A 24,614-nucleotide genomic window follows, 5' to 3' on the forward strand; every position below is an offset into this window, starting at 1 on the left:
CCTCTATGCCGCCAGCAGCTGCTTGCGGTCGACGCGTTCCTGCTGCGGCGAGCGGGCGTAGAGCTCGCGGTAGCATTTCGAGAAATGCGAGGCCGAAACGAAGCCGCAGGCGACCGCCACCTCGACCACCGGCATCGAGGACTGGATCAAGAGATGCCTTGCACGGTCGAGGCGGATTTCGAGATAATAGCGGGCCGGCGAGCGTCCCATCTCGGTGCGGAACAGCCGCTCGATCTGGCGACGCGACAGGTCGACATGGTCGGCGATCTCGATCAGCGACAGCGGCTCCGACAGATTGCCTTCCATCAGTTCGATGATGGTCAGCACTTTCGAGTTCTGTACGCCGAGCCGGGCGCGCAGCGGCAGGCGCTGGCGGTCGGTGGGGCTGCGCACACGGTCGGTCAGCACCTGTTCGCAGACGCGGTTGACGAGATTCTCGTCGAAATCGTCGCCGATCAGCTTCAGCATCATGTCGAGCGCGGCGGTGCCGCCGGCGCAGGTGTAGATGTTCTGGTCGATCTCGAACAGGTCGGCAAAGACATTGGCCTTCGGGAATGCCTCGGAGAAGCCCGGCAGGTTCTCCCAATGGATGGCGCAGCGCTTGTTGGACAACAGGCCGGCAGCGGCCAGAACATGCGCTCCGGTGCACAGGCCGCCGACGGAGACGCCACGATTGTATTCCTCGCGCAGCCAGGCGAAAGCGGACTTGTTCTGATAGCGCTCGACATTGGTGCCGCTACAGACGATGGCCATGTTGGGGCGATCCGGCCCTCCCATTTTCCTGCGCTCCTCCTCCAGCGAGGTGTTGACCGCGCATTCGACACCGTTCGAAGCGCGCACCGGCTTGCCGTCGATGCTGGCGAGGCGCCATCGATAGGCCTCGTAGCCGAGCATGCGATTGGCCGAGCGCAGCGGGTCGAGCGCCGTCGCAAACGCGATCATGGTGAAGTCGGGAATGAGAAAAAATACAAACGATCGCTTGATCGGATGCTTAACGGCGTTCACGGGAACCTCACGCAGCCATGGCGCGAACAGAATGTCGCGAATAGCATAGCGACAACAGGAAAAACCATCCTTGTCAATCGGCTAAGGAGCTTTAGCAAGATTTAATTTGCGACATGGGTCGCAAATGGGCAATCGTGTTGCGATGCCGCGCAGCCGCGGCGCCGTCCATGATGGAAGCGCCGTCAGGGGTGTGCAAACAAACGCCGCCTCGGCGGAACCGGGCGGCGTCATCTATTCAGGCAGCGCGAAGGAGCGCTGCCTGCGGGATCGGTTCAGGCGACGAAACCGAGGCGTGCGGCAGCCATGGCGCCGGTCTGGCCGGGCATGGTGTTGGCAAGGCGCTGGCGCTCGAGGGCCGTGGTCAGGTTCATTTCGCGGCGAGGGAAAAGGCGGGCAAAAAGCTTCATGTTCATCTCCAATCGGTTGCTCAGACGGGTCGCCTTCGCTTGATGGAGTGGGGCAGCTCGTTTGCTGGCGTGGATATAGGCTTGTGTAAGTAAAAACTAAATCGCAAAAGCGAAGCACTTCATATGAAAAGCGACACGCAAGGCGGGAGCCTTTGTAGGCACTCCCGGATTTTTCGTTAGCTTACAAAGCGTTAGCTCAAAACCCAGCCGCTATGCGGCTTGTTCATATGCGCCATGCAGCGGCAGCATGGCTCCGAAATTCATGTGAACGCAAATAAAACGGCAAAATAGGTCGGTAAAACAAGAAGACCTGCCCGGCGGTTTGCGCGGCAGGCCTTCAATGCATGATACACACGGTTTACTTTGCTCCAGCCCAGGATCCGACGCCGGCGCGTATGCCGGCCTTCGTGTCGGCCGCTTCAGGCCAGCCAATATCCTTCTGCAGCTCGATCGGCAGGGAGCGGATGGCGCGTTCGGTCTGGTAGCGGGCGCGGGCCGCGCTGAATTCGGTCGCAAGCCGACCGATGGATGACAGGATAGACATTTCGATCTCCTCGTGTCGGGGCGGAAGTGCCCGGCAATGCCTTACGTCAGGTCTGTATCAGCTTCATTGCATGTCGAAGGCAGGTCTGTGTCGTGATCGTTTCGTGGCTGCCTTGGCAGCATCCTGCTTCGATGGAGTTGACTATGCGCCCGAACTGATGTTCAATCAAACGAAATGGAATGATAGTTTGCATCAGAAAAATTGAAGGTCGATCGTCATGAACGCCCCACTCAATCATCCGCTGCCGCTGCTGGACCTCGACGTGCTGCGCACTTTCGTGGCGATCGCCGAAACCGGCAGCTTCACCACCGCGGCCAATGCCGTCTTCCGTACGCCCTCGGCGGTCTCCATGCAGATCAAGAAGCTGGAAGATATTCTGGGCCGCTCGGTGTTCGCGCGCGATGCGCGCTCGGTGACGCTGACCACCGACGGGGAAATGCTGCTGGGCTATGCCCGTCGTATGCTGTCGATCAATCGCGAGGCGGTGTCCAAGTTCATCATTCCCGACATTGTCGGCGTGGTGCGGCTGGGTTCGCCGGACGATTATGGCGAGCGCGTGCTGCCGCATGTGCTGAAGCGTTTTGCGCAGTCGCATCCATCGATCGCCGTCGACGTCACCATCGACCAGAGCAGCAATCTGCGCCGGCGCATGGATGACCGGGCGCTCGACATCACGCTGCTCACCAATTCCTACAAGACCAGTGCGCTCGGCGCCGAGGTGCTGTTGACGGAACCGATCGTCTGGGCCGGCGCCAAGGGCGGCTGCGCGCATCTGCGCGAACCCTTGCCGGTGTCGCTGTGGGAAGAGGGCTGCGCCTGGCGGGCAGGGGCGCTCGAAGCGCTGAGCCGCGAGGGCCGCAACTACCGCATCGCGTATATGAGCGCGCATACGGCCGGCCAGCGCGCCGCCATCATGTCCGATCTCGCCGTGGCGCCGCTGCCGAAGTCTTTCCTCGGCAACGACATGGTCGAGCTCTGCCCCAAGGACGGCATGCCCGATATCGGCACCTACAACCTCGCCATGGTGGTAGCGCCGGATGCCAGCGCGCCGGTCAAGGCGGTGGCCGACCACATCCGGGCGACGTTCGAAGTCTTCCGGGAAACCGGCAAGTTCTGATCAACCGGGGTGCTCTGACTGGAGGCCCTGCCCCGAAGCCTCGGTGGACGGCGCTTCGAAGCCTGCTCCGGCGCCTTCAACAGGGGGCGAGGAGTTCTCGGTCAGAAACGCCACGATCCGTTCGCGCGCGCGGCGCGATTCCGGCATATCGATCAGCGGCCAGACGTGGAACATCCCTTCCTCGTGCACGAGCTCTACCTCGACGCCGGCGGCCCGCGCCTTTTGTGCGAAGATCAGATTGTCGGGCGTGAGAAGATCGCGAGAACCCGCCAGGAGCAATGTCCTGGGTAGTACCGAGAGATCGCCATAGACGGGGCTGATATGCCAGTCAGTCGGGTCTATTCCGGCACTGTAGAGCCGGATGGCCTCCCGTCCGCCCGCGATGCCCAGCCAGGGATCGTTCCGCTCCGCCTCGAACACCTCGGGGTTTGCAAGCGAGACGTCGAGGCCGGGTGAGATCAGCACATGGCGCGACGGCAAGGGCAGGCCTTCTTCGGCAGCCATCATGGTGAGCACCACGGCCATGTTGCCGCCGGCGGAATCGCCCATGAAGATTATGTCTTCCGCCTCCGTCTCGCCGAGCATCCGGCGATAGACGTCGCCGACCATGCCGAACATGGCGTGGAAGTCATGCTCGGGCGCGATGGGATAGATGGGCACAGTAAAGGCATAGCCCAGCCGGTCGGCCATGTCGGCGATCAGGTGCCAATGATAGGGCGTGATTTCAAAGACATAGGCGCCGCCGTGCAGATAGAGAACCCGCTTGCGCTCGCCGGCCCTGGGGGCGATCTCGTAGACGGGAAAGCCGTCGACGGTGCGCGTCTCGATGTTGAAGCGCTGCTGCACTGACACCGGAGGGTGATGGTCCTCTGTCCGGCGCGCCGCAGCGATCCAGCGCTGCAGGTTTTCCGGGCTGGAAAACGCCTTCTTGCGACTGTGCCTGAGCACGAAGGATACGACGTGGCTTTTCAAACTTGGCATGCGGATACACGAACTTCGGCGGCAGCCGACTAAGAGAAGTCCCCTTCATATTTGAAGATCGTGCCCTGGTCGAAGATGTCAAGATTTACGCTGTGTGCACACGTCGCTGTGATGGGCGCCGCATTTCTCGCGGGAGGGATCAGCGCTGCGGCAGAAGGGCTGCGCGCAGGCGGTTGCTGGTGACGGCCGGAGCCCCTCGCGGGCTCCGGCGCGTGCCGAGCAGTTTGCACTTTTCGGCGAAGGTCATCAGCGCGTAAAGCCCAAAAGCAGGGCGGAAAGCGCCGCCTGCGGGTCGCTGGGCGGCGAGGCCGGCCAGCCGATGTCTTTCTGGACATGCGCCGGCAGGCTGTTCAGGGCGCGGACGGCCTTGTTCCTGGCATGGGCCTGCCTGATGGTCGCACCGTAGCGGCCGAGATTTTCGAACATCGACATTTTCATCTCCCTTGAAGAACGGCGGCGGCCGAGGATTATCTTCGGCCGCCGTTCGATGCCGGGTAAATGCGCCTGCCATGTATCGGTCGGATTTCGCGAAAACGGTGATTTGGTTTCCGGATCAGTCAATCCGGAAACATTTGCATACAAATGAAATTGCAGGTGATTGACACCCCCGAGCGATCGCTTCTCGGCCGCGTCCAAGAGGGCGTGCCGCGATCCTACCTAGCTTGCCCGTTGACAGCAGATGGCGGATGTCTGCTATTGTGCATTGCAGCATCGGGGGTGCGGGTAAGGAGTATGGCGTGAATGACATTCACAGTATCCAATACCTTCGAGGACTCGCCGCTTCCGCGGTAGTTTGCTTTCACATCAACGAACAGTTCGGCGGTCCGTTCGCGGTCGGTGCTGCTGGCGTCGACCTGTTTTTTGTCATCAGCGGTTTCATCATGTGGGTGACCACGGCCGATCGCCCTGCCAATCCACGGCGTTTCATATGGCGTCGGATTGTTCGCATCGTGCCGCTCTATTGGATCGTCACGGTGCTGACCGCGCTGGCAATTTTCCTCAAGCCGCAATTTCTCTACGGACATGTGCTGAGCCCGGAAAATTTTTTCGGCTCGCTGGTGTTTCTTCCGATCGTGCAGGATGGGGTACTTCATCCCGTGGTGATCCAGGGCTGGACGCTGTGTTATGAAATGATGTTTTACGTCATTTTCGCCTTGGCGCTCTTTTTAGGCGAGAAGCAGCGTTTTGCCGTGCTGATCGGCGTGCTGACGGTGATGGTCGCATCGAACTTGCTGCTCAAAGGCTACCGCTTTACCTCTCCCCTCATGCTCGAGTTCGCGGCCGGCATTGTTATCGGGCGGCTGTGGATGGAGGATATTCGGCTCCGGCTTGTGCCGGCGCTGTCGCTGGTTGTTGGCGGATTTCTCCTGTTGATGACGATCCAGATGCTTGACCCCGAGCTGCCTCGTGTTCTGCGTTGGGGTATTCCGGCGACCCTGATCGTTGCTGGAGCGGTTTTTGCCGAGCGTGCCAGACCGTTCAACCCCGTGGCCTTGTTTACATTTTTTGGTAGTGCCTCGTATTCGATCTACTTGTGGCATGTGCTGGTGGTTGTCGTGGTAACTGGCATCATGCTGCGGCTTGGGGTTCCGCCAAATTGGCAGCCGGCGCCGATTGCCTTGATCAGCATCGCGCTTTCCGCGATGCTTTACCTGTCGATTGAAAAGCCGCTGACGGGCTTTCTCAACCGGTCGCGCGTCAAAAGCATGCCGTTGCTGGCTCAGCGGCCCAGCTTGCGCTTGCCATCGAATGAGGCAAACGACTGACAAGCGGCCAAGGCGCCTGGGCGTTGCATTGTGCCCTAATTTTATTCCCGGCCACGTCGCGCGGCGTGGCCTTCGCGCGAGCGCCGGCGCGGGGTGGCGTCGCCGGCGATGCCGTCTTCGCTCACCGTCTTGCGCGGCGGCAGCTTCACCGCCGCCGACAGTTTCGGGAACGGATCGACCTTGTTCGGCAACGCCATCGCATAGACGAAGTGCTCCTGGAATTTGGGCTCCAGTGCGGTCTCGATCTTCTCGATCTGGCTCACCGTCTCCTCGATCTCGCGACGATAGCCGCGATTGAGCAGCGCCATGCGCGCGCCCGCGCCGGCGGCGTTGCCGACGGCCGAGACCTTGTCGAGGTCGCAATCGGGGATCAGGCCCAGCACCATGGCGTATTTCGGATCGATGAAGGAGCCGAAGGCGCCGGCGAAGTGGATGCGGTCGACATGCTCGGTGTTCTGCTTTTCCATCAACAGCTTGGTGCCGGCATAAAGTGCTGCCTTGGCGAGTTGGATGGCGCGCACGTCGGTCTGGGTGATGGTGATTTTCGGCTCGCCTTCCTTCAGCACGTAGGAGAAGGTGCGGCCGTTGGCGACGATACGCGGCGAGCGCATGCTGAGCGATCCGTCGACGACGCCGTCTTCGGAAATGATGCCGGCCAGATACATCTCCGCGACGATCTCGATGATGCCGGAGCCGCAAATGCCGGTGACGCCGGTCGCCTGCACGCTGTCGAGGAAGCCCGGCTCGTCGGACCACAGTTCAGAGCCGATGACGCGGTATTTCGGCTCGAGCGTGTCGGGATCGATGCGCACGCGCTCGATGGCGCCGGGCGCGGCGCGCTGGCCGCCGGAGATTTCGGCGCCTTCGAAGGCCGGCCCGGTGGGCGAGGAAGCAGCCACGACCCGGGCACGATTGCCGAGCACGATCTCGGCGTTGGTGCCGACGTCGACGATCAGCATCATCTCGTCCTGACGATGCGGGCCCTCCGACAGCGTCACCGCCGCGGCGTCGGCGCCGACATGGCCGGCGATGCAGGGCAGCATGTAGAGACGTGCGCCCGGGTTGAGCTTGAGACCGATATCCGAGGCCTTGATGCGCACCGCGCCCGAGACGGCGAGCGCGAAGGGCGCGCCGCCGAGCTCGGTCGGATCGATGCCGAGGAACAGATGGTGCATGATCGGATTGCCGACGAAGACGGAATCCAGGATGTCGTTGCGCTGGACACTGCCTTCCGCGCAGACCTTGTCGACGAGGCCCGAGATCGCCTCGCGCACGGCGACCGTCATGCCTTCGCGGCCATCCGGGTTCATCATCACATAGGAGACGCGGCTCATCAGATCCTCGCCGAAGCGGATCTGCGGGTTCGACGTGCCTGACGAAGCGGCGACGCGGCCCGACAGCAGCGACACCAGATGCATGGCGATGGTGGTCGAGCCGATATCGCAGGCCAGCCCATAGGCCTCGTTCTTGAGGCCGGGCCACAAAGCGATGACGCGCGCGATATCGCTGTCGGCATCCTTGTGGATGGCGGCGGTCGCGGTCCAGTTGCCCTTGCGCAAGATGCCCTGCACCTGCGGCAGCAGATAGAAATCGAATTCGAGGTTCTTGAAGTTCCAGTCCTTCATCAGCGCGATCTTGAGCCGGTCGAGGTCGCCTGAAGGATTGTGCATGTCGGGTTCTTCGATTTCGACATAGCACATGCGGATCGCCGTATCGCGCGCGATCACCCTGGTGTCGGCATCCTTGCGGATGGTCTGTGCGTTGATGACCGTGTCCTGCGGCACGTCGATGACAAGGTCGCCGAGGATCTGCGCCGAGCAGGAGAGGCGGCGCCGTTCCGGCAGGCCGCGCACGCGCTCATAGCGCTCTTCCTTGGGCCCCTTGGGCGAGATGTGGTCGTTGGAGGAGACGATCTTGTGCTTGGCGAAATTGCCTTCCTGCACCTCGATCTGGCAGCGCCCGCAAGTGGCGCGGCCGCCGCACACGCTCTCGACATAGACGCCGAGCTGGCGTGCGGCATCGAGCACCGGCGTGCCGACCGGAAACCGCCCGCGTTTGCCCGACGGCATGAACAGCACGAGCGGATCGGTGATGTTGGTATGCGAATTCACGATTGCGCGCTTATCCCCTTGCCATGCGGGCTTCACGACCGCCACGACGGCGACCGCCATTGCCGCCGCCTTCGCCTGGTGCATTGACCGCCGTCGGAGCGGCGACCGCTTGGCCGCCTTCGGCCGGCTTGTAATCCTTATAGGTGCGAATCCAGTTGGTGCAATTCTCGTCGGTGCCGTTCAGAACGTTGGCGCCGCGCACGGCTTCCATTTCCTGCGGACGCACCGGGTTCATGATGGCCGATGTCATGCCGGCGCCGATCACCATCGGGATGAAGGCGGCGTTGATGCCGTGGCGGTGCGGCAGGCCGAAGGAGATGTTGGACAGGCCGCAGGTGGTGTTAACCTTCAGTTCCTCGCGCAGGCGCCGCAGCAGGGCGAACACCTGGCGGCCGGCGTCGCCGAGCGCGCCGATCGGCATGACCAGCGGGTCGACGACGACGTCATGCGCCGGAATGCCGAAATCCGCGCAGCGCTGCACAATCTTCTTGGCGACGGCGAAGCGCACATCCGGATCCATCGAGATGCCGGTCTCGTCATTGGAGATGGCGACGACCGGCACGTTGTATTTCTTGATCAGCGGCAGGATGGCTTCGAGTTTTTCCTCCTCGCCGGTGACGGAGTTGACCAGCGGACGGCCCTTGGCGACCTTGAGCGCCGCCTCGATCGCGGCGGTGACCGAGGAGTCGATCGACAGCGGCAGGTCGACCAGGCCCTGGACGATCTCCAGCGTCTGTACCAGCAATGCCGGCTCGGTCGCGTTGGGGTCGACGGCGGTGACGCCGGCATTGACGTCGAGCATGGTGGCGCCGCAAGCGGCCTGTTCCAGCGCGTCCTTGATGACGGTTTCGAAATTGCCGGCGATCATCTCGGCGGCGAGCTTCTTGCGGCCGGTCGGGTTGATGCGCTCGCCAATCACGCAGAAGGGCTGGTCGAAGCCGATGATGATTTCTCGTGTCGCCGAGGCAACGATGGTCCGGGTCATGAAATCTCTCCGTCGTGATATAAAGAATTCTTTATATCGTTATCTCTTGTCGATCAAGCGAATGGTGGCTGCCCGCGCAAGTCAATGCGCGGTCTTCACCATGTCCACCTGGGTTTCGGTAACATCGTCGTGCAGGATATGGTCGAGCCGGTCGGCGACCATCTGGTCGTCGCGGCGGATTTCGCGCTTCCACGGCTGGCGGCCCTTCAGCACGCCCGATTCATCGACGATCTCGGCGACATACTCCTCCTGGCGGTAGGCCATCACATGGACGCCTGAAACGCCTGGGATTTCCTTCACCTCGTTGATGATGTCGATGCAGAGCTGCTTGCCTTCCTTCTTCTGGTCGTGGGCGCCTTCCAGCCGCTTGATGACGATATCCGGAATATGGATTCCCGGCACGTTGGAGCGGATCCATTTGGCGGTCTTGGCCGAGGCGAGCGGTCCGACACCGCACAGGACGAACACTTTCTCCGTGTGGCCGAGATCGCGTGCCTTTTGCATGAAGGCCTTGAACATCGGCACGTCGAAACAATACTGCGTTTGAACGAACTGAGCGCCGGCTGCGATCTTCTTGCCGAGATGGATCGGGCGGAAGTCGAAGGGCGGTGCGAACGGATTGACGGCCGCGCCGAGGAACAACTGCGGCGGCGTGGTAAGCTTGCGGCCGGACAGGAACTTGCCGTTGTCGCGCATGATGCGGATGGTTTCGAGCAGCGACATGGAATCGAGGTCGAACACCGGCTTGGCGCCGGGCTGGTCGCCGGCCTGCACGCCGTCGCCTGTCAGGCACAGCATGTTGGCGACGCCCATGGCAGCCCCGCCCAGCACGTCGCCCTGGATGGCGATGCGGTTCTTGTCCCGGCAGGCGATCTGCATGATCGGTGCGTAGCCCATGCGGGTCAGGAGCGCGCAGATGCCGACCGACGACATATGACAGTTGGCGCCCGACGCATCGACCGCATTGATGGCATCGACCCAGCCGTCGAAGATCTTCGCCCTGTTGTAGACGTCTTCGGGATCGGCGCTGTCGGGCGGGTTGAGCTCGGTGGTGACCGCGAATTCACCGCGTCGCAGGACGCGTTCGAGCCGGCCGCGCGAGGTGTGGCCGGGCAAGGGGTCGAGCGGCAGATGGATGCCGGCCGGGTTCTCGTCACGCTGGCGGGCGATCATGCGGCCGCTCCGGTCTTCGCATCGGCCGCGGCTTCACGGGCGGCTGCCGCCTGAGCGGTGACGCGCAGCCAGGCGGACGTTTCGCGCAGCGACTGGTCGACCGGCTTCTGCACTGCAAGAATCCTGTCGCCGTGCTCCATGTTGCGCGCCCCTTCCCAGGCCTTGACCCAGACGCAAGGCATATCGGGCTCGACCTCGCAATTGCCGTTGGCGCGCACGCCGCCACAAGGGCCGTTGCGCAGCTGCTTGGGGCAGTTCATCGGGCACGACATGCCGGTCGAGGACAGGATGCACTGGCCGCACATGCGGCAGTCGAACATGAAGCCCTTGACGCGCTTTTCGACAAACTTCACCGGGGCCTCGACACGGCTGTAGCCGATGCCTTTCCACAAAGGATGCAGCAGGAGGAACGTGTCGGCGAAGCGGGCATAGAACCATTCGAGCAGGCGCGAGTGCCGGACCGACCATAATCTCACCGCGAAAGAACGCTGCACGCGGCGCTGTGGCGACACGTCGGCCGGCTTGTAGTCGGATTTCGGTGCCGCCTTCTTGACCAGGGTGGCCTGGGTGACCGGCTGGAGGGCCGCCGGGCTCTCCTTGGCGGGAATGGTTTCAGACATTTTCTTTGCCGCCCGCCTTCACCAGAGCGACCAGCCGCTCGCGGTCATATTTCGCGTCGATGTCCTGGAATGCCTTCTCGACCTCGGCTTCGAGGTCGTCGCCGACCGGAACCGGATCGGCCTTGCGCCATTCGGCTAGATAGTCGTCCGTGCCGCCGGCGCCGGTGCGCATGGCGCACATGTCGATCGCCTCGGTGAAGCGCAGCGGCAGTTCGCGCTTGGCGTTCTGGCGGCCTTTCCTGACGATGACCTGGGCAGGGATGTCGCGCCAGTAGACGACGATCAGATCGGCCATGAATTCTCACTCCTCGATCTGCGAGCATTGCCGCATGCGCAATTGGGCCGCTTGTTATGGGACGACGCGCGCGCATTCAAAAGCGACGCATTTGGATGTCGTAAAATGAAAGGCGCGTTTATTCGTTCCGGCTTGCGCGTCGGCAGGCTCGAGACGCTGGGGTAGCCCTGCCTTCGGCACGCGGCGCCGGACGCGGAATGCGCTACCAGATGCCGGTTCTGAACCCCGTCCAGAGATAATACCAGATCGTCGGATGGTACCACTGCTTCGATGGCAGGCCCGGATCGAACGTCGTCAGTTTTCCGGCAAGCGCATCGCTGACCGCCTCGACGCAAATGTCGCGCGAAAACGCCGTCTGGCGCAGCGCATAGCTTGAGATCGTGTCGCCTGGTTTCGGCTGGCCGTATGCCTGTTTCAGCACGCCGCCCGTGTCCACGCCGGCATCGACCAGATGCACCGTGGTACCGAAATTCGCGGAATCGCCTGATGCCAAAGCCCAGTAGCCGCCATTCATGCCGCGATATTTCGGCGTGATGCCCGCGTGATAGTTGAGCACCGGGCAAGGCATCCTGGCCAACATGTCCTTCGACAGGAGTCGGCAGCCGTTAAGCAGGACGATGCCTGGCTGGATTCTCTGGATCGCCGCTAGACACTCCGGCCCGTTGGCCGAGGCAACATGGATGATCTCTTGGCCCGGCCGCGGCTCGGTCTCGAGCTTCTCCTGCGCAATCAACCGGGCGGCATGGCTGGCGTAGAGCCGCTTGCCCAGCCTGCTCAGCACCATCGTGCCGGACTGGCCGATGGCCTGCAGCCAGCCCTGGCGACGGGCACGGCCAAGCAGCAATCGCTTTTTGGATTCAGGGACTTCCAGGATCACGATGACTGGGCCGACACGATCGGCAATGGCGTTGACCATTGCCCATACGTGCTGGCCGCCTCCGGTGACAACCACGATCGGTCTCGGATTGGTTTCCGGTACTGCCATTGATCTTGCCACCCCCGGGACCAACTGCCACGGCCGGAGCTTAGACGAGGCGGGTTAATCCTTGGTATGCCGGAGTCGTCAGGAAGGCTCCGCTCAGCGCTTGAACTCCATGATGTCGAGCTTCGATTCGTAATAGGGAGCGGGGAACTCGATGCGCCATTCCCCGGCGCTATTGCGGAAGGCGTAGCCGACCTGGTCGGTCCGGGGGCCGCTGCCATAGGGTTTTGCCTGATCGTTGTTGACGGAACCGGAGCCGAGATAGATCGCACGCTTTTCGCTGTCGTCGAAGAAGCGGCCCTTGGTGCGCTGCGAGCCGGTGAGCTTTTCCAGCCGCCAGCCGGAGCCGTCGTCGGTCACCCTGCATTTGAACCAGCCATAGATAACGAGCGGGCTCAGCCCGCCCACCTTGATGGTGCGGCATTGCCACTTGCCGGTGAGGTCCTTGTCGGAGAAGGCAACCAGCGGCTTGGCAAGCAAGGCGTCGAGTTGCCTGACCTCGCCAGGATTGCCCGCCTTCGCCTCGGCAAGAGCCGCCTTGCGCGTCTCGCCATATTTGTCCAGCCGCGCCTTGTCGGCGGCGGTGATCAGCTTCTGCACCTCGCCGTCAGCAAGCGCGGGCAAGGTGCAGCAGAGAAGGCCGGCAACGGCAAGCATCGGGCGAAGGGTCATCGGCATTCCTCGTCGGTGTCCGGCAGCCGACCACTGGACGGCGCCTTTGCATGGCTTGCGCGCAATTTACCCATTCGCGGCAGGCTGTCATCCGTGCTTAACAACGAAACCACGCCGCGATCCAAATTAAGGCAATTGGCCTGGGAACAGATCAAGGCCATTCTCCAGTAGAAGGCAGCGATCCGTCCTGTCTTCGCCTTCGGAAAGGGCGATAATCGCCAATCGCCGCGCAAGAGGGCCGCAGCCCAGCCAGCGTCAGACGTCAGCCGCGGCCTTGGCCAGCCCAGCCGTCAGATCGCCATAGCCTGTCGCGCGCCGCTCATAGACGAGGCCAAGCAGTTTCGCGGCCCTTTCCGCGACCTTGTCGAGCTCCGGATCGTCGGTCTGGGCCAGGTAGATCAGCTTCTCGTAATTGCCGAAATAGTCCTTGATCAGCTCCGGATGCCTGTCGAGGCCGAGCGGCTTCATGAAGAAGGCATCGAACTGGCGGCAGAGGAAATCGGTCATGTAGAAGGACATCATGTCGTCGTCGGCGACCTTCGCATAGGCATCCATGCCCTGGTAGAAGGCGAAGCAATGCGGTCCGGCCATGCGTTCGACGCCATGCTTCTCGCAGACCCGATCGAGCAGGCCGCCGGTGCCGCAATCGGCGTAACCGACGAAGATGTTGCTGTAGCCTTCCGCCTTGGCCTTTTCGATGGCCTTGTCCATCGCCGGCGCGATGCGGTCCGGATAGAAATGAAACTCGGCCGGAAGGCATGTCAATTCAAGGTGATCGAGCCCGAGCTGTTCCTTGACGGCCAACACCTCGCGCGCAATCATCCCGCAGGCGATGATGAGCAGCTTGTCCGCTTGATTCTGCTTGGGTCTGGGCATCTTCATGAAACCAGCCGAGCCGGCTTTCGTTGCTGTGGGGCGATCTACCGAGAGAGGGATAAACCGTCGATGAAACTGTTACGCATTGCGCCAATCGCAATCCTGGCTTGTGCCCTGGCCCTTTCGGCCTGTGCCAACACCGTCCGCGGCGTCGGCAGGGATATCAAGTCTACCGCGAAGGCCGTTGACGATACCGTCAAGAAACCCTGACCGCCGCTCCCGACATCTGGGAACAAAAAAGCCGCGCTGCAAGGCGCGGCTTCGTCTGTTGAGCGTCCGCCTTGCCTTGTATCAGGCGGAAGCGCGCACATTGTGTTTACGCTTCATGTAGTCCTTGGCGGTCTCGACCGCCACAGCGGCGTCGCGGCAATAGGCGTCGGCGCCGACCGCCTTGCCGAATTCCTCGTTAAGCGGCGCGCCGCCGACCAGGACGACGTAGTCGTCGCGGATGCCCTTTTCCTTCATCGTGTCGATGACGACCTTCATGTAGGGCATGGTCGTGGTCAGCAGCGCCGACATGCCGATAATGTCCGGCTGGTGCTGCTCGATGGCATCGAGATATTTCTCGACCGCATTGTTGATGCCAAGATCGATGACGTCGAACCCGGCGCCTTCCATCATCATGCCGACGAGGTTCTTGCCGATGTCGTGGATATCGCCTTTGACGGTGCCGATCACCATCTTGCCCTGCTTGGGCGCGCCGGTGGCGGCGAGCAGCGGGCGCAGGATGAACATGCCGGCCTTCATCGCATTGGCCGACAGCAACACTTCGGGAACGAACAGGATGCCGTCGCGAAAATCCTCGCCGACGATGCGCATGCCTTCGACCAGCGCTTCCGTGAGCACCTTGTAGGGTGCCCAGCCGCGCTCGAGCAGGATGCGCGTGCCTTCCTCGATCTCTTCCTTCAGACCGTCGTAGAGATCGTCGTGCATCTGCTGCACCAACTCGTCGTCGGAAAGCTCGGAGAGGATAATCTCGTCGTCGGACATTGTTTCTCAGGCTCCTTGCTGCCGGGAACGACCATGGCAGCTTAAAATCAACGCGCCAATACCTAACCCGCAAGGGGCGGGTATCCATAGCTGATTTGCGACTTCCCGCAAAAGGAAAGCGACTGAAAAATCTATCGGTTTTCTTGTCGATTTTGCGACAGGCGTTGGCGCGGACGGGCCGTTTCGAATAGGGTGCATGGCTACGATCCGCCGGAAGCCGCGATAGGCGGCCACAACGGTTCCGGGCCGGGCGCTAATCAAGCCGGTCCAAATTCAGGGAAGAACGATCATGAGCGAACACGCGGCAGTGGACCAGGAAGCGTCAAACGCGCGACGTGGACGCGGCGCCAGCGGCGGAGCGGCGGCAAGGCGGGCAGCGCGGTCGGGCGGCGGTCCCGGCACCCAGCTCACCTACATCAAGCGCAAGATCAACGTCTATGAAGTGCTGGACGAGGAAGGCCTGGCGCTGATCGAGAAGAACACCGACACGGTGCTCGAAGAAATCGGCATCATCTTCCGCGACGATGCGGAGGCGTTGCAGCTGTGGAAAGAGGCGGGCGCCGACGTCAAGGGCGAACGCGTGCATTTCCCGAAGGGGCTCTGCCGTTCGCTCTTGAAGACCGCGCCCCCCATCTACACCCAGCATGCCCGCAATTCCGAACGCTCGGTGCAGATCGGCGGCAATGCTACCGTCTTCGCCCCGGTCTATGGCCCGCCCTTCGTGCGCGACCTCGACGGCGTCAGGCGTTACGCGACCATCGAGGATTTCCAGAATTTCGTGAAGCTCGCCTATATGGCGCCTTCGATTCACCATTCGGGCGGCACCGTGTGCGAGCCGGTCGACGTGCCGGTCAACAAGCGCCATCTCGACATGATCTACGCGCACATCAAATATTCCGACAAGCCGTTCATGGGCTCGGTCACCGCACCGGAACGTGCTGAAGACACGGTCGCCATGGCCAAGCTGGTGTTCGGCGACGACTTCGTCGAAAACAACACGGTCCTGACCAGCCTGATCAACGCCAACTCGCCGATGGTCTTCGACGAGACCATGCTTGGCGCGCTGAAGGTCTATGCGCGCCACAACCAGGCCTGCATCGTCACGCCGTTCATCCTCGCCGGCGCGATGAGCCCGGTGACGGTGGCCGGCACGCTGACCCAGGTGCTTGCCGAGGTGCTTGCCGGCGCTTCGTTCACGCAGCTGATCCGGCCGGGCGCGCCGGTGCTGTTCGGCACGTTCGCCTCGTCGATCTCGATGCAGTCGGGCGCGCCGACCTTCGGCACGCCGGAGCCGTCGCTGGTATCCTACGGCGCCGCACAGCTCGCACGGCGCCTCGGCCTGCCGTTCCGCACCGGCGGTTCGCTCTGCGCCTCGAAAATCCCCGACGCGCAGGCAGCTTATGAAAGCGCCAACACGCTGAACTCGACCATTCTGGCCGGCACCAATTTCGTCCTCCATTCGGCCGGCTGGCTCGAGGGCGGGCTGGCGTCCTGCTACGAAAAATTCATGATGGACATCGACCAGCTCGGCATGACGCAAAAATTCTCCGAAGGCGTCGACCTGTCGGAAAACGGCCAGGCGATGGACGCCATCCGCCAAGTCGGGCCGGGCAGCCACTATCTCGGCTGCGACCACACGCAGGCGAATTTCCAGACTGCCTTCTATCGCTCCAACATCGCCGACAACAATTCCTACGAGCAGTGGCTGGCCGAAGGCGAGAAGACCGCGCCGCAGCGCGCCAACGAACTCGCCCGCCGCTGGCTGGAATCTTATGAGGCGCCGCATCTCGATCCGGCGATCGACGAAGCGCTGAAGGACTTCATCGCCAAGAAGAAGGGGTCGATGCCCGACGCCTTCACGTGAAAGGAGCCCGAGTCAGGCGGGGCTAAAGTCGCCAACATCATCCACGAGGAAGTCTGGCGGAGCGCCTTCTCCGATCCGGTCAAGAAGGGATGATTCCTTCGCGCGGCAGGATGGAGGAGATTGCGGCCGCGCTTGGCGCCGACGGCCTCATCCTGCGTGGCGGCTTCACCTTTGCGGACGGCGAGGCGGCGCCTTGTGGCCGCTCCGGTGCACCAACCAGGTCGGCGCTGCTGGTGGGACAGGCGGGGGCAGCACCCTGGCCGCATTTTCTGCGCTGGCGTGAAAAGCAGCCGCGAGCAATCGCCAATCCGCTCGACACCTGGTCCCGGCAGGTCATAGGCGCGGTCGCGGAAGAATTCGGCGCACGCGCCGTGTCGCCGTCCGACAAGCCCTATCTGCCGTTCCAGCGATGGGCGATGCGGGCCGAGGGCCTGAAGCCGTCACCGCTCGGCATCCTCATGCATCCGCGATATGGGCTTTGGCATGCCTATCGCGGCGCGCTGCTGTTCGAGGACGAGATCGCGCTCCCGGAGGCTCGCGAGGCGGTCCATCTTTGCGACACCTGTGTCGACAAACCGTGCCTGAAATCCTGTCCGGTCGATGCCTATTCCATCCAAGGCTTCGCCTACCAGGCCTGCCTGGCGCATGTGCGCGGGCCGAGTGGCGGGCCCTGTTGTGACGGCGGCTGCCTTGACCGCAACGCCTGTCCCTATGGCACAGCCTATCGCTACCCCTCAGAGGTGCAGGCCTTCCACATGGCAGCGTTCGCGGGCCGGTAAGCTCGTCGCGCTGCCGCACGAAATGTTGACTGCCAAAATCAGGCAACAGCTTGCCCTGTCGGCGTGCCCGGATATGTATCGCCCAGCAACCGAACGGAGCTGGCGATGGCGAAACAAGACCTTCAGATCAAGACCAGGGACGGTATGGCGAGGGCGGGGCTGTTCCGCCCGGCCAACGCTTCCCCGCCCAAGGCCGGCATCATCCTCTATATGGATGCCTTCGGCCCGCGCCCCGCGCTCGACGGCATGGCCGGGCGGCTGGCGGACGAGGGCTATCCGGTGCTGGTGCCCGATCTCTTCTATCGCAACGCGCCCTACGGTCCGTTCGATGCCAAAACCGCGTTCGTCGAGGAAAGAACCAAGGTGCCGCTGATGGCGCTGATCAGCGCCACGACGCAGGAGATGACGATTGCCGACAGCGGCGCCTTCCTCGACGCACTCGCTGCCGAAGGCGTCACCGGGCCGATCGGCGTTGTCGGCTATTGCATGGGCGGCGCGCGGGCGCTGAACGCAGCCGCCTCCTATCCGGATCGCATCAGGGCGGCGGCCAGTTTCCATGGCGGCAATCTCGCCACCGACGCGGCCGACAGTCCGCACCGCAAGGCGGGGTCGGTCAAGGCACGCGTCCATGTCGGCATGGCCGGCGTCGACAGGAGTTTTCCGCCCGAACAATCAGCGCGGCTGGCCGAGGCGTTCAGGGCGGCGGAAGTCGATTACGTGCTGGAGAATTATGTCGGCATGGCGCATGGCTGGTGCGTGCCGGACCACAGCGTCTACAACGAAGATGGCGCCGAGCGGCATTGGAACCGGTTGATCACCCTGTTTTCCGAGACGCTCGGGTAAAGCCAATCTTCGAGAGGTCGGCGGCGCCCCTCATCCGCCCTTCGGGCACCTTCCCCGTAGAACGGGGAGAAGGAAGAGGTACCAGTAAAAAAATCTTTCCCTCACCCCAAGGATTGGCCATTAGCCTTCGTCCAACAGGCAAATGATGGCGATGATGCTGGATGAGAGCGAAGCCTCCGACGCCGAACTGATCGGGCGGGCGAAGGGCGGGGACAGGGGGGCTTTCGGCACCTTGCTCGAAAGGCACTATGACTTCGTCTATCGCGCCGCCTATCGCTGGTGCGGCCGGAAGGCGGATGCCGAAGACATCGCCCAGGAAGTCTGCGTCCGGCTCGGCAAGGCGATCCGCGGCTATCGCGGCGGCAGCGCCTTCACCACCTGGCTCTACGCCATGACGCTGAACGCCGCGCGCGACATGATGCGCAAGAGCGCCCGCGAGACGGTCAAGACCGAAGCCTATGGCGTCCACGCGCTGATTTCGGGCGAGGATCCTGCCGAGAACGAGGATCCTGCCGAGGCGATGTGGGTCGCGGTCCGGCAACTGCCCGACAAGCAGCGCCACGCCGTGCTGCTGGTCTATGGCGAGGGCTTGAGCCACGCGGCCGCCGCCGAGGCGATGGCGATCTCGGAGACGACGGTTTCCTGGCACATCCATGAAGCGAAGAAACGGCTGAAGACGCTCATGCGTTCAGCCGGGGAAGTGTGACCATGGTCGACGAGAACGAACTCAAGAGGCTGCGCGACATAGTGATCCCGGCTCCCGGCGAGAGCGCGAAGGCGCGCGCCTTCGAGGCCGCCATGCGCGCCTATGATGAGGAAAATATTTCCGCCGTCAGCCAAGGATCGGTCGGCGGTCTTCGTCTCACAGAGCGAGCACGAAAGCTCTGGAGCGAAATCATGCAAAAGAAACTCATTGCCACGCCGGCTATTGCTGGGCTCGTCGCGCTGCCGATCGCCGGATACGCCACTTTCCATATGCTGAGGGAACAGCCGTCCACTTTCGGCGGCGGCGAAAAGATCACCGAGACGCTGGCCGACAAGCCCGCCACGGTGAAGCCGCTGGCTAAACAGGCCACGGGCGATCAGGCGATCGACAAACCGCTCGCAACGAGCGCGCCTGAGAAAGACAAGAAGACCGACGCGGAAAGCCGCGACGAAACGGAGGCGTTGGCGGCGCCGAGCAAATCCGAATCGGCCGTTGCTGGAGGCCTGGCGCCGCAGAATGCGCAGGAACAGGTTGCGCCGGCGGAACCTGCGCCACCTGCGCCAACGGGCGAGTTCGCCCTGGATAGCACTGCCGCGCCCAGCACGTCGCGAGCCGCACGCATGTCCAAAATGATAGCACCGCAGCAGCCCGCCATGGCGCCGGCGGACCAGATCGCACCACCGGAGGAAAACCGCGATCGCGTCCAGGATTTTAAGACCAATCCGGTACATTCGGCACTCGAGGACCCGGTCTCGACCTTTTCGATCGACGTCGACACCGCCTCCTATTCCTTCGTGCGCCGTTCGCTGAAGGAGGGCTTCCTGCCGCAGGCCGACACGGTGCGGGTCGAGGAGATGATCAACTACTTCCCCTATGACTGGAAGGGGCCGGATGCGGCGTCGACGCCGTTCAATTCGACCGTCAGCGTCATGCCGACGCCGTGGAACGCGCACAGCAAGCTGATGCATGTCGCCATCAAGGGTTTCGACGTCAAGCCGGCCGAGCAGCCCAAGGCCAATCTGGTGTTCCTGATCGACGTCTCGGGCTCGATGGACGAACCGGATAAATTGCCGCTGCTCAAATCGGCATTCCGGCTGCTGGTCAGCAAGCTGAAGGCCGACGACACCATCTCGATCGTCACCTATGCCGGCGATGCCGGCACGGTGCTGATGCCGACAAAGGTTGCCGAGAAGGACAAGATCCTCAATGCCATCGACAATTTGCAGCCGGGCGGCTCGACGGCCGGCGAGGCCGGCATCAAGGAGGCCTACAAACTGGCCGAGCAGTCCTTCATCAAGGACGGCATCAACCGCGTGATGCTCGCCACCGACGGCGACTTCAATGTCGGCCAGAGCGACGACGACGATCTCAAGCGCCTTATCGAACAAGAGCGCAAGAGCGGCGTCTTCCTGTCGGTGTTCGGTTTCGGCCGCGGCAATCTGAACGACCAGATGATGCAGACCATCGCGCAGAACGGCAACGGCACCGCCGCCTATATCGACACGCTGGCCGAGGCGGAAAAGGTGCTGGTGGAGGATGCCTCCTCGACGCTGTTCCCCATCGCCAAGGACGTGAAGATCCAGGTCGAGTTCAATCCCGCCAAGATCTCGGAATATAGGCTGATCGGCTATGAGACCCGCGCCTTGAACCGCGAGGATTTCAACAATGATCGCGTCGATGCCGGCGAGATCGGCTCGGGCCATTCGGTCACCGCAATCTACGAGATCACGCCCAAGGGCAGCGGTGGCGAACAGATCGAACCGCTGCGCTATGGCCAGGCCGCGGTGAACAATGGCGGCGTCGCCAATGCGGACGAATACGCCTTCGTCAAGATACGCTATAAGCTGCCCAACGAGGACGTCTCGAAGCTGATCACCACGCTGGTTACGTCGGCCAACGAAGTTGCGTCCTTCGGCGAGGCCAGCGCCGACCAGCGTTTCTCCGTCGCCGTCGCGGCGTTCGGCCAGAAGCTGCGCGAGGAGGATGCAACGGCGAAGTTCGGCTACGACAAGATCTTGGAGATCGCCACAGCCGCCCGGGGAGCCGACCCGTTTGGGTACAGGTCCGAGTTCCTCTCGCTTGTGCGCCTTGCCTCGGCGCTGGGCGGCAACCGCTGATGTTGATGACGGTCGGTTTCTTCCAGATGGGGTCGTTCTGATGGGAAAACCGGCCACGGGCGGGTGAGGCAGGCCGGCGAGGGGACATTCCCTGCCGGCCTTTTCTTGCGGAATTTGCGATCCGTTAAATTGCGCGGCATTTCCGGTACCGGATCGCAATTTCCTCTTGTTACGCCGGATAGGTGTGTGGGGCTGAGGGAGCCGGAATTGCAGATCAGGACTACCGCCAACTCGACACCGCCGGCACGGGACGCTTCGGCGGCCGCCCAATCAGCCGAATCCAGGCGCATCGGCGATGATGTCGCGCAGGCGCGCCACACCGCCATGTCGGCTCTGACCAACGACCGTTTCCGCATTATGCTGGAGCAGATCACCGATCCGGTTTCATCCGGAACGCTGATGACGATGCGCGGCGACAATGTCGTCGATCTCAAATCGGCGCAGTCGAGCTACGCCGACAACAGCGAATAATTAGAAAGCGGTGGCTTCAGGCCCGGCTGCGACGACGCTCGCGGCGGGCCTCGCTGGTCTCGGCGCTGTTCGCCGTGGCCACCTTGTTGCGCATCGGACCGATGCGCTCGACGATCGTCTCGACGGTCGGACGATCCGCCTTGGTGTGGGCGTCGAGCGCCTTGCGCATGGCGGCCAGGTGCTGGAACGAGGTGCCGCAGCAGCCGCCGATGATTTTCGCGCCGCCGTCGACGGCAAGGCGCACATAGTCGGCCATCAATTCGGGCGTGCCGGAATAGTGGATCTCGGTGCCGCGGAATTCGGGAATGCCGCAATTGCCCTTGACGATCACGGTTGCCTCCGGTTTCGCCTGCGTCATGTCGAGCAGCGAGGCGAGGATGTCGGAAGCGCCGACGCCGCAATTGGCGCCGACGCCGAGCGGTGCTTGCGACAAGCCATCGGCGACGCCGTGTATGTCCTTCGGCAGCAGGCCCATCATGGTGCGGCCGGCTGTGTCGAAGGAACCGGTATAGGTATAGGGCAGGCCGACGCGGATCGCCGCTTGGGCGGCGGCACGGATCTCGTCGGGCGCCGACATGGTCTCGATCCAGGCGACTTCGGCGCCGCCCTCCTTGAGGCCTTCGATCTGCTCGGCGAAGGCGTCTACCGCCTCGTCATAGGTCATGGCGCCAAGCGGCACCAGCAACTCACCGGTCGGGCCAACGGAGCCGGCAACGATCACCTTGCGGCCGGCCTTGTCGGCAACCGCGCGGGCGATCTCGGCGGCGCGCTTGTTCAAGGCGTGCACGCGGTCCTGCGCATGATGCAGCTTCAGCCGGTGACGGGTGCCGCCGAACGAATTGGTCAGGATGATGTCGGCGCCGGCGTCGACGAAATTCTGGTGCAGGCGGGTGATGGTGTCGGGCGCGGTCTCGTTCAGCAACTCAGGCGCCTCGCCAGCCTCCAGACCCATTGCGAACAAATTGGTGCCCGTGGCGCCGTCAGCCAAAAGCACGCCTTTTTGCGCCAGCAGCGCGTCGATCGGGTTGGTCGTCGTCATCGGATTGGCTTTCATGTTCTGAATTCGGATAAGGATATAAAGAAGTCTTTATGTCCAGTCAATGAAATAGCGTCGGCGGAGTCGCAGTTGAAGGGCGCGGTTACGGGTGCCGCTGTCATGCGGAACCTGATGGAAACGACAGGCCAGCCAGATTGCGCGCGAAGCTTGCTGCCTCATGCGGGTTGACGTCGGCGGCCCGGATCAGATTGTCGAAATGCCGGGTCAAGGCCTGGACCGGCTGGGTGGCATTCAGCACGACGTACATGTCGCCGACATAGATGGCGGCGCGGTAAGGTCCGAAAATGGTGAGCGGGATCGAATAGCGCATGCGGCCGTCGTAGAGAAACAGCCGGAAAGTCGGATAGAGATCGTCAAGCAGCGTCGCCATATGGGCGAGTTGCTGCCGACGGTCGGCCTCCGGAAAGCGGTCCCAGACGCCGAGGCCGCGTGCAAAAATCTCCAGCGTGTGACGCGGCATGCAGACTTCCATGTCGGTTTCCGGGCGCCGGTTGTATTCGATGCGGTATTGGGTCTCGCTGGCCTGTGCGAGCCTGCTCCTGTTGGTGATGTTTGCCTCATAGTCGACCAGCGCGTGGGTCCGCAGAAGATCGGGGATGCCGGCCGGCACATAGCGGATCTTGGTGCCCGCGGCCTCGGCGAACCATCTGGCCAGAAGCGTGCGGTCGAAACCGTCGGGGGCTTCCTCGATCTCCAGGCTTTCGCGGATTTCACCGGTGACGCCCTCGTCCTGGCTGAGGCCGAGCAGCCAATCCAGCGACACTTTGAACTCGGCCGCGATGTTGAGCAGCGTTTCGGCCCGCGGCAAGCGCGTCGACGCGCCCGACATCAGCTGCGACAGCGCCGACCGATCGATGCCGACGGCGGTGGCGAAGGCGGACTGGTTGAGGTCGGACCGTGTCAGGAGCAGCTTAAGACGCTCCCGAAAGATCGCTGACAAATCCCGTTTGTCCATCTCCCGACTCTCCGAATCATGAGGAAAAATTTTCGCCGGAACGCCCTGACGAGGCGCTTCAGGCGCAAATGAATCCCTAGGTCTGTTTACAATCTGTAACATGTGCGGTTGAAAATGCGCAATCGCAACATTTTGTACACTTTGTCTCGTTGAGTGGAATCGTTTCTCCTGACACTATGCTGTCAGGAGCCACTGGGGTTCCGGCGACTGAGGGGCAGTGGTCGATAGCATGACTGGCAAGAGCATCAGGCGACGCAATACACCGGCCATCGAGTGGCCAACCGTAGCCCTCGCTTTCTTCTGTTACGGAGCATGGCTCGCCACCGGCCTTCTGCTCTGGCCGTCCTATCCGATCTTCGCGCTCGCTCTCCTCGGTTTCATCCTGGCACTTCAGTCGTCCATCATGCACGAAGTGCTGCACGGCCATCCGACGCGCAATGCCCTGATCAACGAGGCTTTCGTTTTCCTGCCGATTGGTCTGGTCTGGCCGTTCCGCCGTTTCAAGACGCTTCATCTGCGCCATCATGCCGACGAGCGCCTGACCGATCCGCTCGACGATCCGGAGAGCTATTACCAGGCGCTGTGGCAGCATGACGACCTGCCGCGGGCAATGAAATTCCTGCTCAAGGTCAACAACACCATGGCCGGCCGGTTCTTGCTCGGTCCCTGGCTGTCCTGCATCGGCTTCTTCATCGACGATGCCAAGCACATAATGGCCGGCGACAAGGCCATCCGCAAAGCCTGGCTGCTGCATGCGATCGGCCTCGCCGTCGTGGCGCCGATCGTGCAGTTCGGCTTCGGCATTCCGCTCTGGCTCTATATTCTGCCGGTGTGGCTCGGCCAGTCGCTGATCGCGATCCGCACTTTTGCGGAGCATCAATGGTCCGAGCATCCGGAAGGCCGCACGGTGATCATCGAGCGCTCGCCGCTGTCGTTCCTGTTCCTCAACAACAATTTGCACTTCGTCCACCACAAGACCCCGACGGTGGCCTGGTACCGGCTGCCTCAGCTGTTTCGCGAGCGTCGCGAGGAATGGCTGCGGATGAACAATGGCTATGCCTATCCCAGCTATTTCGCGCTGATCAGGTCCTATGCTTTCAAGGCCAAGGAGCCGATCGTGCATCCGGTGTTGCGGCGCCAGCCGGAGCCGGGCAGGGCGTTCAAGCCGCGCGTCAGGGCGCGGAGCATCAGCGGGCTCGGCACCGCGCCAGTCCCGGCCGAGCCGCCCAAGGAATGAAGCCCGCGACACGACGGACGGTGTCGGCTAACTCAAATCCGACGCCGCGTTTTTGTGAACC

Annotated in this window: 25 protein-coding genes; 9 read left to right on the plus strand and 16 right to left on the minus strand. The window is 62.6% G+C overall.

The genetic code is table 11. The features are described 5' to 3' along the window. Window positions 1-3 precede the first annotated feature (3 nt). The 3 genes from FJ428_RS18180 to FJ428_RS18190 all read right to left on the minus strand — a co-directional run bounded on the left by FJ428_RS18180 (window position 4) and on the right by FJ428_RS18190 (window position 1,956). On the minus strand, window positions 4-1,005 hold the full coding sequence (locus FJ428_RS18180; protein ID WP_140495642.1) for a GlxA family transcriptional regulator: 1,002 nt from the start codon (window positions 1,003-1,005) through the stop codon (window positions 4-6). A gap of 272 nt (window positions 1,006-1,277) precedes the next feature. Further along, complete coding sequence (locus FJ428_RS30890) at window positions 1,278-1,412, minus strand: hypothetical protein (protein ID WP_127853696.1); 135 nt, start codon at window positions 1,410-1,412, stop codon at window positions 1,278-1,280. A 358-nt stretch (window positions 1,413-1,770) separates the two neighbouring features. After that, complete coding sequence (locus FJ428_RS18190; RefSeq protein WP_140495643.1) at window positions 1,771-1,956, minus strand: hypothetical protein; 186 nt, start codon at window positions 1,954-1,956, stop codon at window positions 1,771-1,773. A gap of 217 nt (window positions 1,957-2,173) precedes the next feature. Here FJ428_RS18190 and FJ428_RS18195 point away from each other — a divergent pair, with 217 nt between their 5' ends. Beyond that, on the plus strand, window positions 2,174-3,073 hold the full coding sequence (locus FJ428_RS18195) for a LysR substrate-binding domain-containing protein (RefSeq protein WP_140564156.1): 900 nt from the start codon (window positions 2,174-2,176) through the stop codon (window positions 3,071-3,073). Here the strand turns inward: FJ428_RS18195 and FJ428_RS18200 are convergent, their stop codons facing one another. After that, the gene (locus FJ428_RS18200; RefSeq protein ID WP_140817440.1) at window positions 3,074-4,054 is read right to left on the minus strand and encodes an alpha/beta hydrolase; all 981 of its coding nucleotides are present in this window, start codon (window positions 4,052-4,054) and stop codon (window positions 3,074-3,076) included. A gap of 246 nt (window positions 4,055-4,300) precedes the next feature. Further along, entirely contained in the window at window positions 4,301-4,690 is a 390-nt protein-coding gene (locus FJ428_RS30950) for a hypothetical protein (protein ID WP_318012479.1), read from the minus strand. 101 nt (window positions 4,691-4,791) lie between these two features. On the opposite strand from FJ428_RS30950, the gene FJ428_RS18210 reads away from it, so the two are divergent. Next, window positions 4,792-5,820, plus strand: a complete 1,029-nt coding sequence (locus tag FJ428_RS18210) for an acyltransferase (RefSeq protein ID WP_224518991.1) — start codon at window positions 4,792-4,794, stop codon at window positions 5,818-5,820. A 41-nt stretch (window positions 5,821-5,861) separates the two neighbouring features. On the opposite strand, the gene FJ428_RS18215 is transcribed toward FJ428_RS18210, so the two are convergent. The 9 genes from FJ428_RS18215 to FJ428_RS18260 form a co-directional block, all read right to left on the minus strand. Further along, a complete protein-coding gene (locus tag FJ428_RS18215) occupies window positions 5,862-7,991 on the minus strand; it encodes an ASKHA domain-containing protein (RefSeq protein WP_140495647.1) in 2,130 nt (709 codons plus the stop codon). Beyond that, a complete protein-coding gene (locus FJ428_RS18220) occupies window positions 7,942-8,916 on the minus strand; it encodes a methyltetrahydrofolate cobalamin methyltransferase (RefSeq protein WP_140495648.1) in 975 nt (324 codons plus the stop codon). Before FJ428_RS18220 ends, FJ428_RS18215 begins: the two co-directional genes overlap by 50 nt. An 81-nt stretch (window positions 8,917-8,997) precedes the next feature. Next, window positions 8,998-10,089 (minus strand): methylenetetrahydrofolate reductase, encoded by a 1,092-nt coding sequence (locus tag FJ428_RS18225; protein WP_140879903.1) that lies wholly within the window; start codon window positions 10,087-10,089, stop codon window positions 8,998-9,000. After that, complete coding sequence (locus tag FJ428_RS18230) at window positions 10,086-10,709, minus strand: methylenetetrahydrofolate reductase C-terminal domain-containing protein (RefSeq protein WP_140555039.1); 624 nt, start codon at window positions 10,707-10,709, stop codon at window positions 10,086-10,088. The genes FJ428_RS18225 and FJ428_RS18230 overlap by 4 nt, the downstream gene beginning before the upstream one ends. Then, a complete protein-coding gene (locus FJ428_RS18235) occupies window positions 10,702-11,004 on the minus strand; it encodes a virulence factor (RefSeq protein ID WP_140516337.1) in 303 nt (100 codons plus the stop codon). The genes FJ428_RS18230 and FJ428_RS18235 overlap by 8 nt, the downstream gene beginning before the upstream one ends. A gap of 202 nt (window positions 11,005-11,206) precedes the next feature. After that, complete coding sequence (locus tag FJ428_RS18240) at window positions 11,207-11,989, minus strand: formyl transferase (RefSeq protein ID WP_140879904.1); 783 nt, start codon at window positions 11,987-11,989, stop codon at window positions 11,207-11,209. Between the two features lie 93 nt (window positions 11,990-12,082). Next, window positions 12,083-12,658, minus strand: a complete 576-nt coding sequence (locus FJ428_RS18245; RefSeq protein ID WP_140817443.1) for a DUF4893 domain-containing protein — start codon at window positions 12,656-12,658, stop codon at window positions 12,083-12,085. A gap of 255 nt (window positions 12,659-12,913) precedes the next feature. Next, window positions 12,914-13,540, minus strand: a complete 627-nt coding sequence (locus FJ428_RS18250) for a DUF1638 domain-containing protein (protein ID WP_140879905.1) — start codon at window positions 13,538-13,540, stop codon at window positions 12,914-12,916. A 285-nt stretch (window positions 13,541-13,825) separates the two neighbouring features. Next, window positions 13,826-14,524: a B12-binding domain-containing protein gene (locus FJ428_RS18260; protein ID WP_140495658.1), complete on the minus strand. Its 699-nt coding sequence runs from the start codon at window positions 14,522-14,524 to the stop codon at window positions 13,826-13,828. 289 nt (window positions 14,525-14,813) lie between these two features. On the opposite strand from FJ428_RS18260, the gene FJ428_RS18265 reads away from it, so the two are divergent. From FJ428_RS18265 to FJ428_RS30305, 6 genes are all read left to right on the plus strand, one after another. Next, window positions 14,814-16,388 carry a trimethylamine methyltransferase family protein gene (locus tag FJ428_RS18265; RefSeq protein ID WP_140495659.1) on the plus strand — a complete coding sequence of 525 codons (1,575 nt, stop codon included), beginning with the start codon at window positions 14,814-14,816 and terminating at the stop codon, window positions 16,386-16,388. 89 nt (window positions 16,389-16,477) lie between these two features. Beyond that, entirely contained in the window at window positions 16,478-17,167 is a 690-nt protein-coding gene (locus FJ428_RS18270) for a 4Fe-4S dicluster domain-containing protein (RefSeq protein ID WP_140559619.1), read from the plus strand. A gap of 105 nt (window positions 17,168-17,272) precedes the next feature. After that, window positions 17,273-18,010 (plus strand): dienelactone hydrolase family protein, encoded by a 738-nt coding sequence (locus tag FJ428_RS18275; RefSeq protein ID WP_140879906.1) that lies wholly within the window; start codon window positions 17,273-17,275, stop codon window positions 18,008-18,010. A gap of 145 nt (window positions 18,011-18,155) precedes the next feature. After that, complete coding sequence (locus FJ428_RS18280; RefSeq protein ID WP_140879907.1) at window positions 18,156-18,716, plus strand: RNA polymerase sigma factor; 561 nt, start codon at window positions 18,156-18,158, stop codon at window positions 18,714-18,716. Between the two features lie 2 nt (window positions 18,717-18,718). Further along, window positions 18,719-20,833 carry a VWA domain-containing protein gene (locus tag FJ428_RS18285; RefSeq protein ID WP_140879908.1) on the plus strand — a complete coding sequence of 705 codons (2,115 nt, stop codon included), beginning with the start codon at window positions 18,719-18,721 and terminating at the stop codon, window positions 20,831-20,833. Window positions 20,834-21,040: 207 nt separating this feature from the next. Beyond that, window positions 21,041-21,304, plus strand: coding sequence for a hypothetical protein (locus FJ428_RS30305; protein WP_181167331.1), 264 nt, complete (start codon window positions 21,041-21,043; stop codon window positions 21,302-21,304). A gap of 16 nt (window positions 21,305-21,320) precedes the next feature. On the opposite strand, the gene bmt is transcribed toward FJ428_RS30305, so the two are convergent. Together bmt and FJ428_RS18300 are read right to left on the minus strand one after the other, a co-directional pair. Continuing rightward, complete coding sequence (gene bmt, locus FJ428_RS18295) at window positions 21,321-22,343, minus strand: betaine--homocysteine S-methyltransferase (protein WP_181167334.1); 1,023 nt, start codon at window positions 22,341-22,343, stop codon at window positions 21,321-21,323. Window positions 22,344-22,458: 115 nt separating this feature from the next. After that, window positions 22,459-23,316, minus strand: a complete 858-nt coding sequence (locus FJ428_RS18300) for a helix-turn-helix transcriptional regulator (RefSeq protein WP_140495665.1) — start codon at window positions 23,314-23,316, stop codon at window positions 22,459-22,461. Window positions 23,317-23,545: 229 nt separating this feature from the next. Here FJ428_RS18300 and FJ428_RS18305 point away from each other — a divergent pair, with 229 nt between their 5' ends. Then, entirely contained in the window at window positions 23,546-24,553 is a 1,008-nt protein-coding gene (locus FJ428_RS18305; protein ID WP_140879909.1) for a fatty acid desaturase, read from the plus strand. The last annotated feature ends 61 nt before the right edge of the window (window positions 24,554-24,614 follow it).

Source organism: Mesorhizobium sp. B2-8-1 (genome assembly GCF_006440955.1).
GTDB lineage: Bacteria > Pseudomonadota > Alphaproteobacteria > Rhizobiales > Rhizobiaceae > Mesorhizobium.

Excerpts from the sequence above, each read along its gene's own strand:
- FJ428_RS18275 (WP_140879906.1), top strand. The coding sequence starts at position 17,273 with ATGGCGAAACAAGACCTTCAGATCAAGACCAGGGACGGTATGGCGAGG.
- FJ428_RS18240 (WP_140879904.1), bottom strand. The coding sequence starts at position 11,989 with ATGGCAGTACCGGAAACCAATCCGAGACCGATCGTGGTTGTCACCGGA.
- bmt (WP_181167334.1), bottom strand. The coding sequence starts at position 22,343 with ATGACGACGACCAACCCGATCGACGCGCTGCTGGCGCAAAAAGGCGTG.
- FJ428_RS18260 (WP_140495658.1), bottom strand. The coding sequence starts at position 14,524 with ATGTCCGACGACGAGATTATCCTCTCCGAGCTTTCCGACGACGAGTTG.
- FJ428_RS18265 (WP_140495659.1), top strand. The coding sequence starts at position 14,814 with ATGAGCGAACACGCGGCAGTGGACCAGGAAGCGTCAAACGCGCGACGT.
- FJ428_RS18230 (WP_140555039.1), bottom strand. The coding sequence starts at position 10,709 with ATGTCTGAAACCATTCCCGCCAAGGAGAGCCCGGCGGCCCTCCAGCCG.
- FJ428_RS18285 (WP_140879908.1), top strand. The coding sequence starts at position 18,719 with ATGGTCGACGAGAACGAACTCAAGAGGCTGCGCGACATAGTGATCCCG.
- FJ428_RS18220 (WP_140495648.1), bottom strand. The coding sequence starts at position 8,916 with ATGACCCGGACCATCGTTGCCTCGGCGACACGAGAAATCATCATCGGC.
- FJ428_RS18300 (WP_140495665.1), bottom strand. The coding sequence starts at position 23,316 with ATGGACAAACGGGATTTGTCAGCGATCTTTCGGGAGCGTCTTAAGCTG.
- FJ428_RS18270 (WP_140559619.1), top strand. The coding sequence starts at position 16,478 with ATGATTCCTTCGCGCGGCAGGATGGAGGAGATTGCGGCCGCGCTTGGC.
- FJ428_RS30890 (WP_127853696.1), bottom strand. The coding sequence starts at position 1,412 with ATGAAGCTTTTTGCCCGCCTTTTCCCTCGCCGCGAAATGAACCTGACC.
- FJ428_RS18225 (WP_140879903.1), bottom strand. The coding sequence starts at position 10,089 with ATGATCGCCCGCCAGCGTGACGAGAACCCGGCCGGCATCCATCTGCCG.
- FJ428_RS18250 (WP_140879905.1), bottom strand. The coding sequence starts at position 13,540 with ATGAAGATGCCCAGACCCAAGCAGAATCAAGCGGACAAGCTGCTCATC.
- FJ428_RS18190 (WP_140495643.1), bottom strand. The coding sequence starts at position 1,956 with ATGTCTATCCTGTCATCCATCGGTCGGCTTGCGACCGAATTCAGCGCG.
- FJ428_RS18235 (WP_140516337.1), bottom strand. The coding sequence starts at position 11,004 with ATGGCCGATCTGATCGTCGTCTACTGGCGCGACATCCCTGCCCAGGTC.
- FJ428_RS18305 (WP_140879909.1), top strand. The coding sequence starts at position 23,546 with ATGACTGGCAAGAGCATCAGGCGACGCAATACACCGGCCATCGAGTGG.
- FJ428_RS18215 (WP_140495647.1), bottom strand. The coding sequence starts at position 7,991 with ATGGCGGTCGCCGTCGTGGCGGTCGTGAAGCCCGCATGGCAAGGGGAT.
- FJ428_RS18245 (WP_140817443.1), bottom strand. The coding sequence starts at position 12,658 with ATGACCCTTCGCCCGATGCTTGCCGTTGCCGGCCTTCTCTGCTGCACC.
- FJ428_RS18195 (WP_140564156.1), top strand. The coding sequence starts at position 2,174 with ATGAACGCCCCACTCAATCATCCGCTGCCGCTGCTGGACCTCGACGTG.
- FJ428_RS18200 (WP_140817440.1), bottom strand. The coding sequence starts at position 4,054 with ATGCCAAGTTTGAAAAGCCACGTCGTATCCTTCGTGCTCAGGCACAGT.
- FJ428_RS18280 (WP_140879907.1), top strand. The coding sequence starts at position 18,156 with ATGGCGATGATGCTGGATGAGAGCGAAGCCTCCGACGCCGAACTGATC.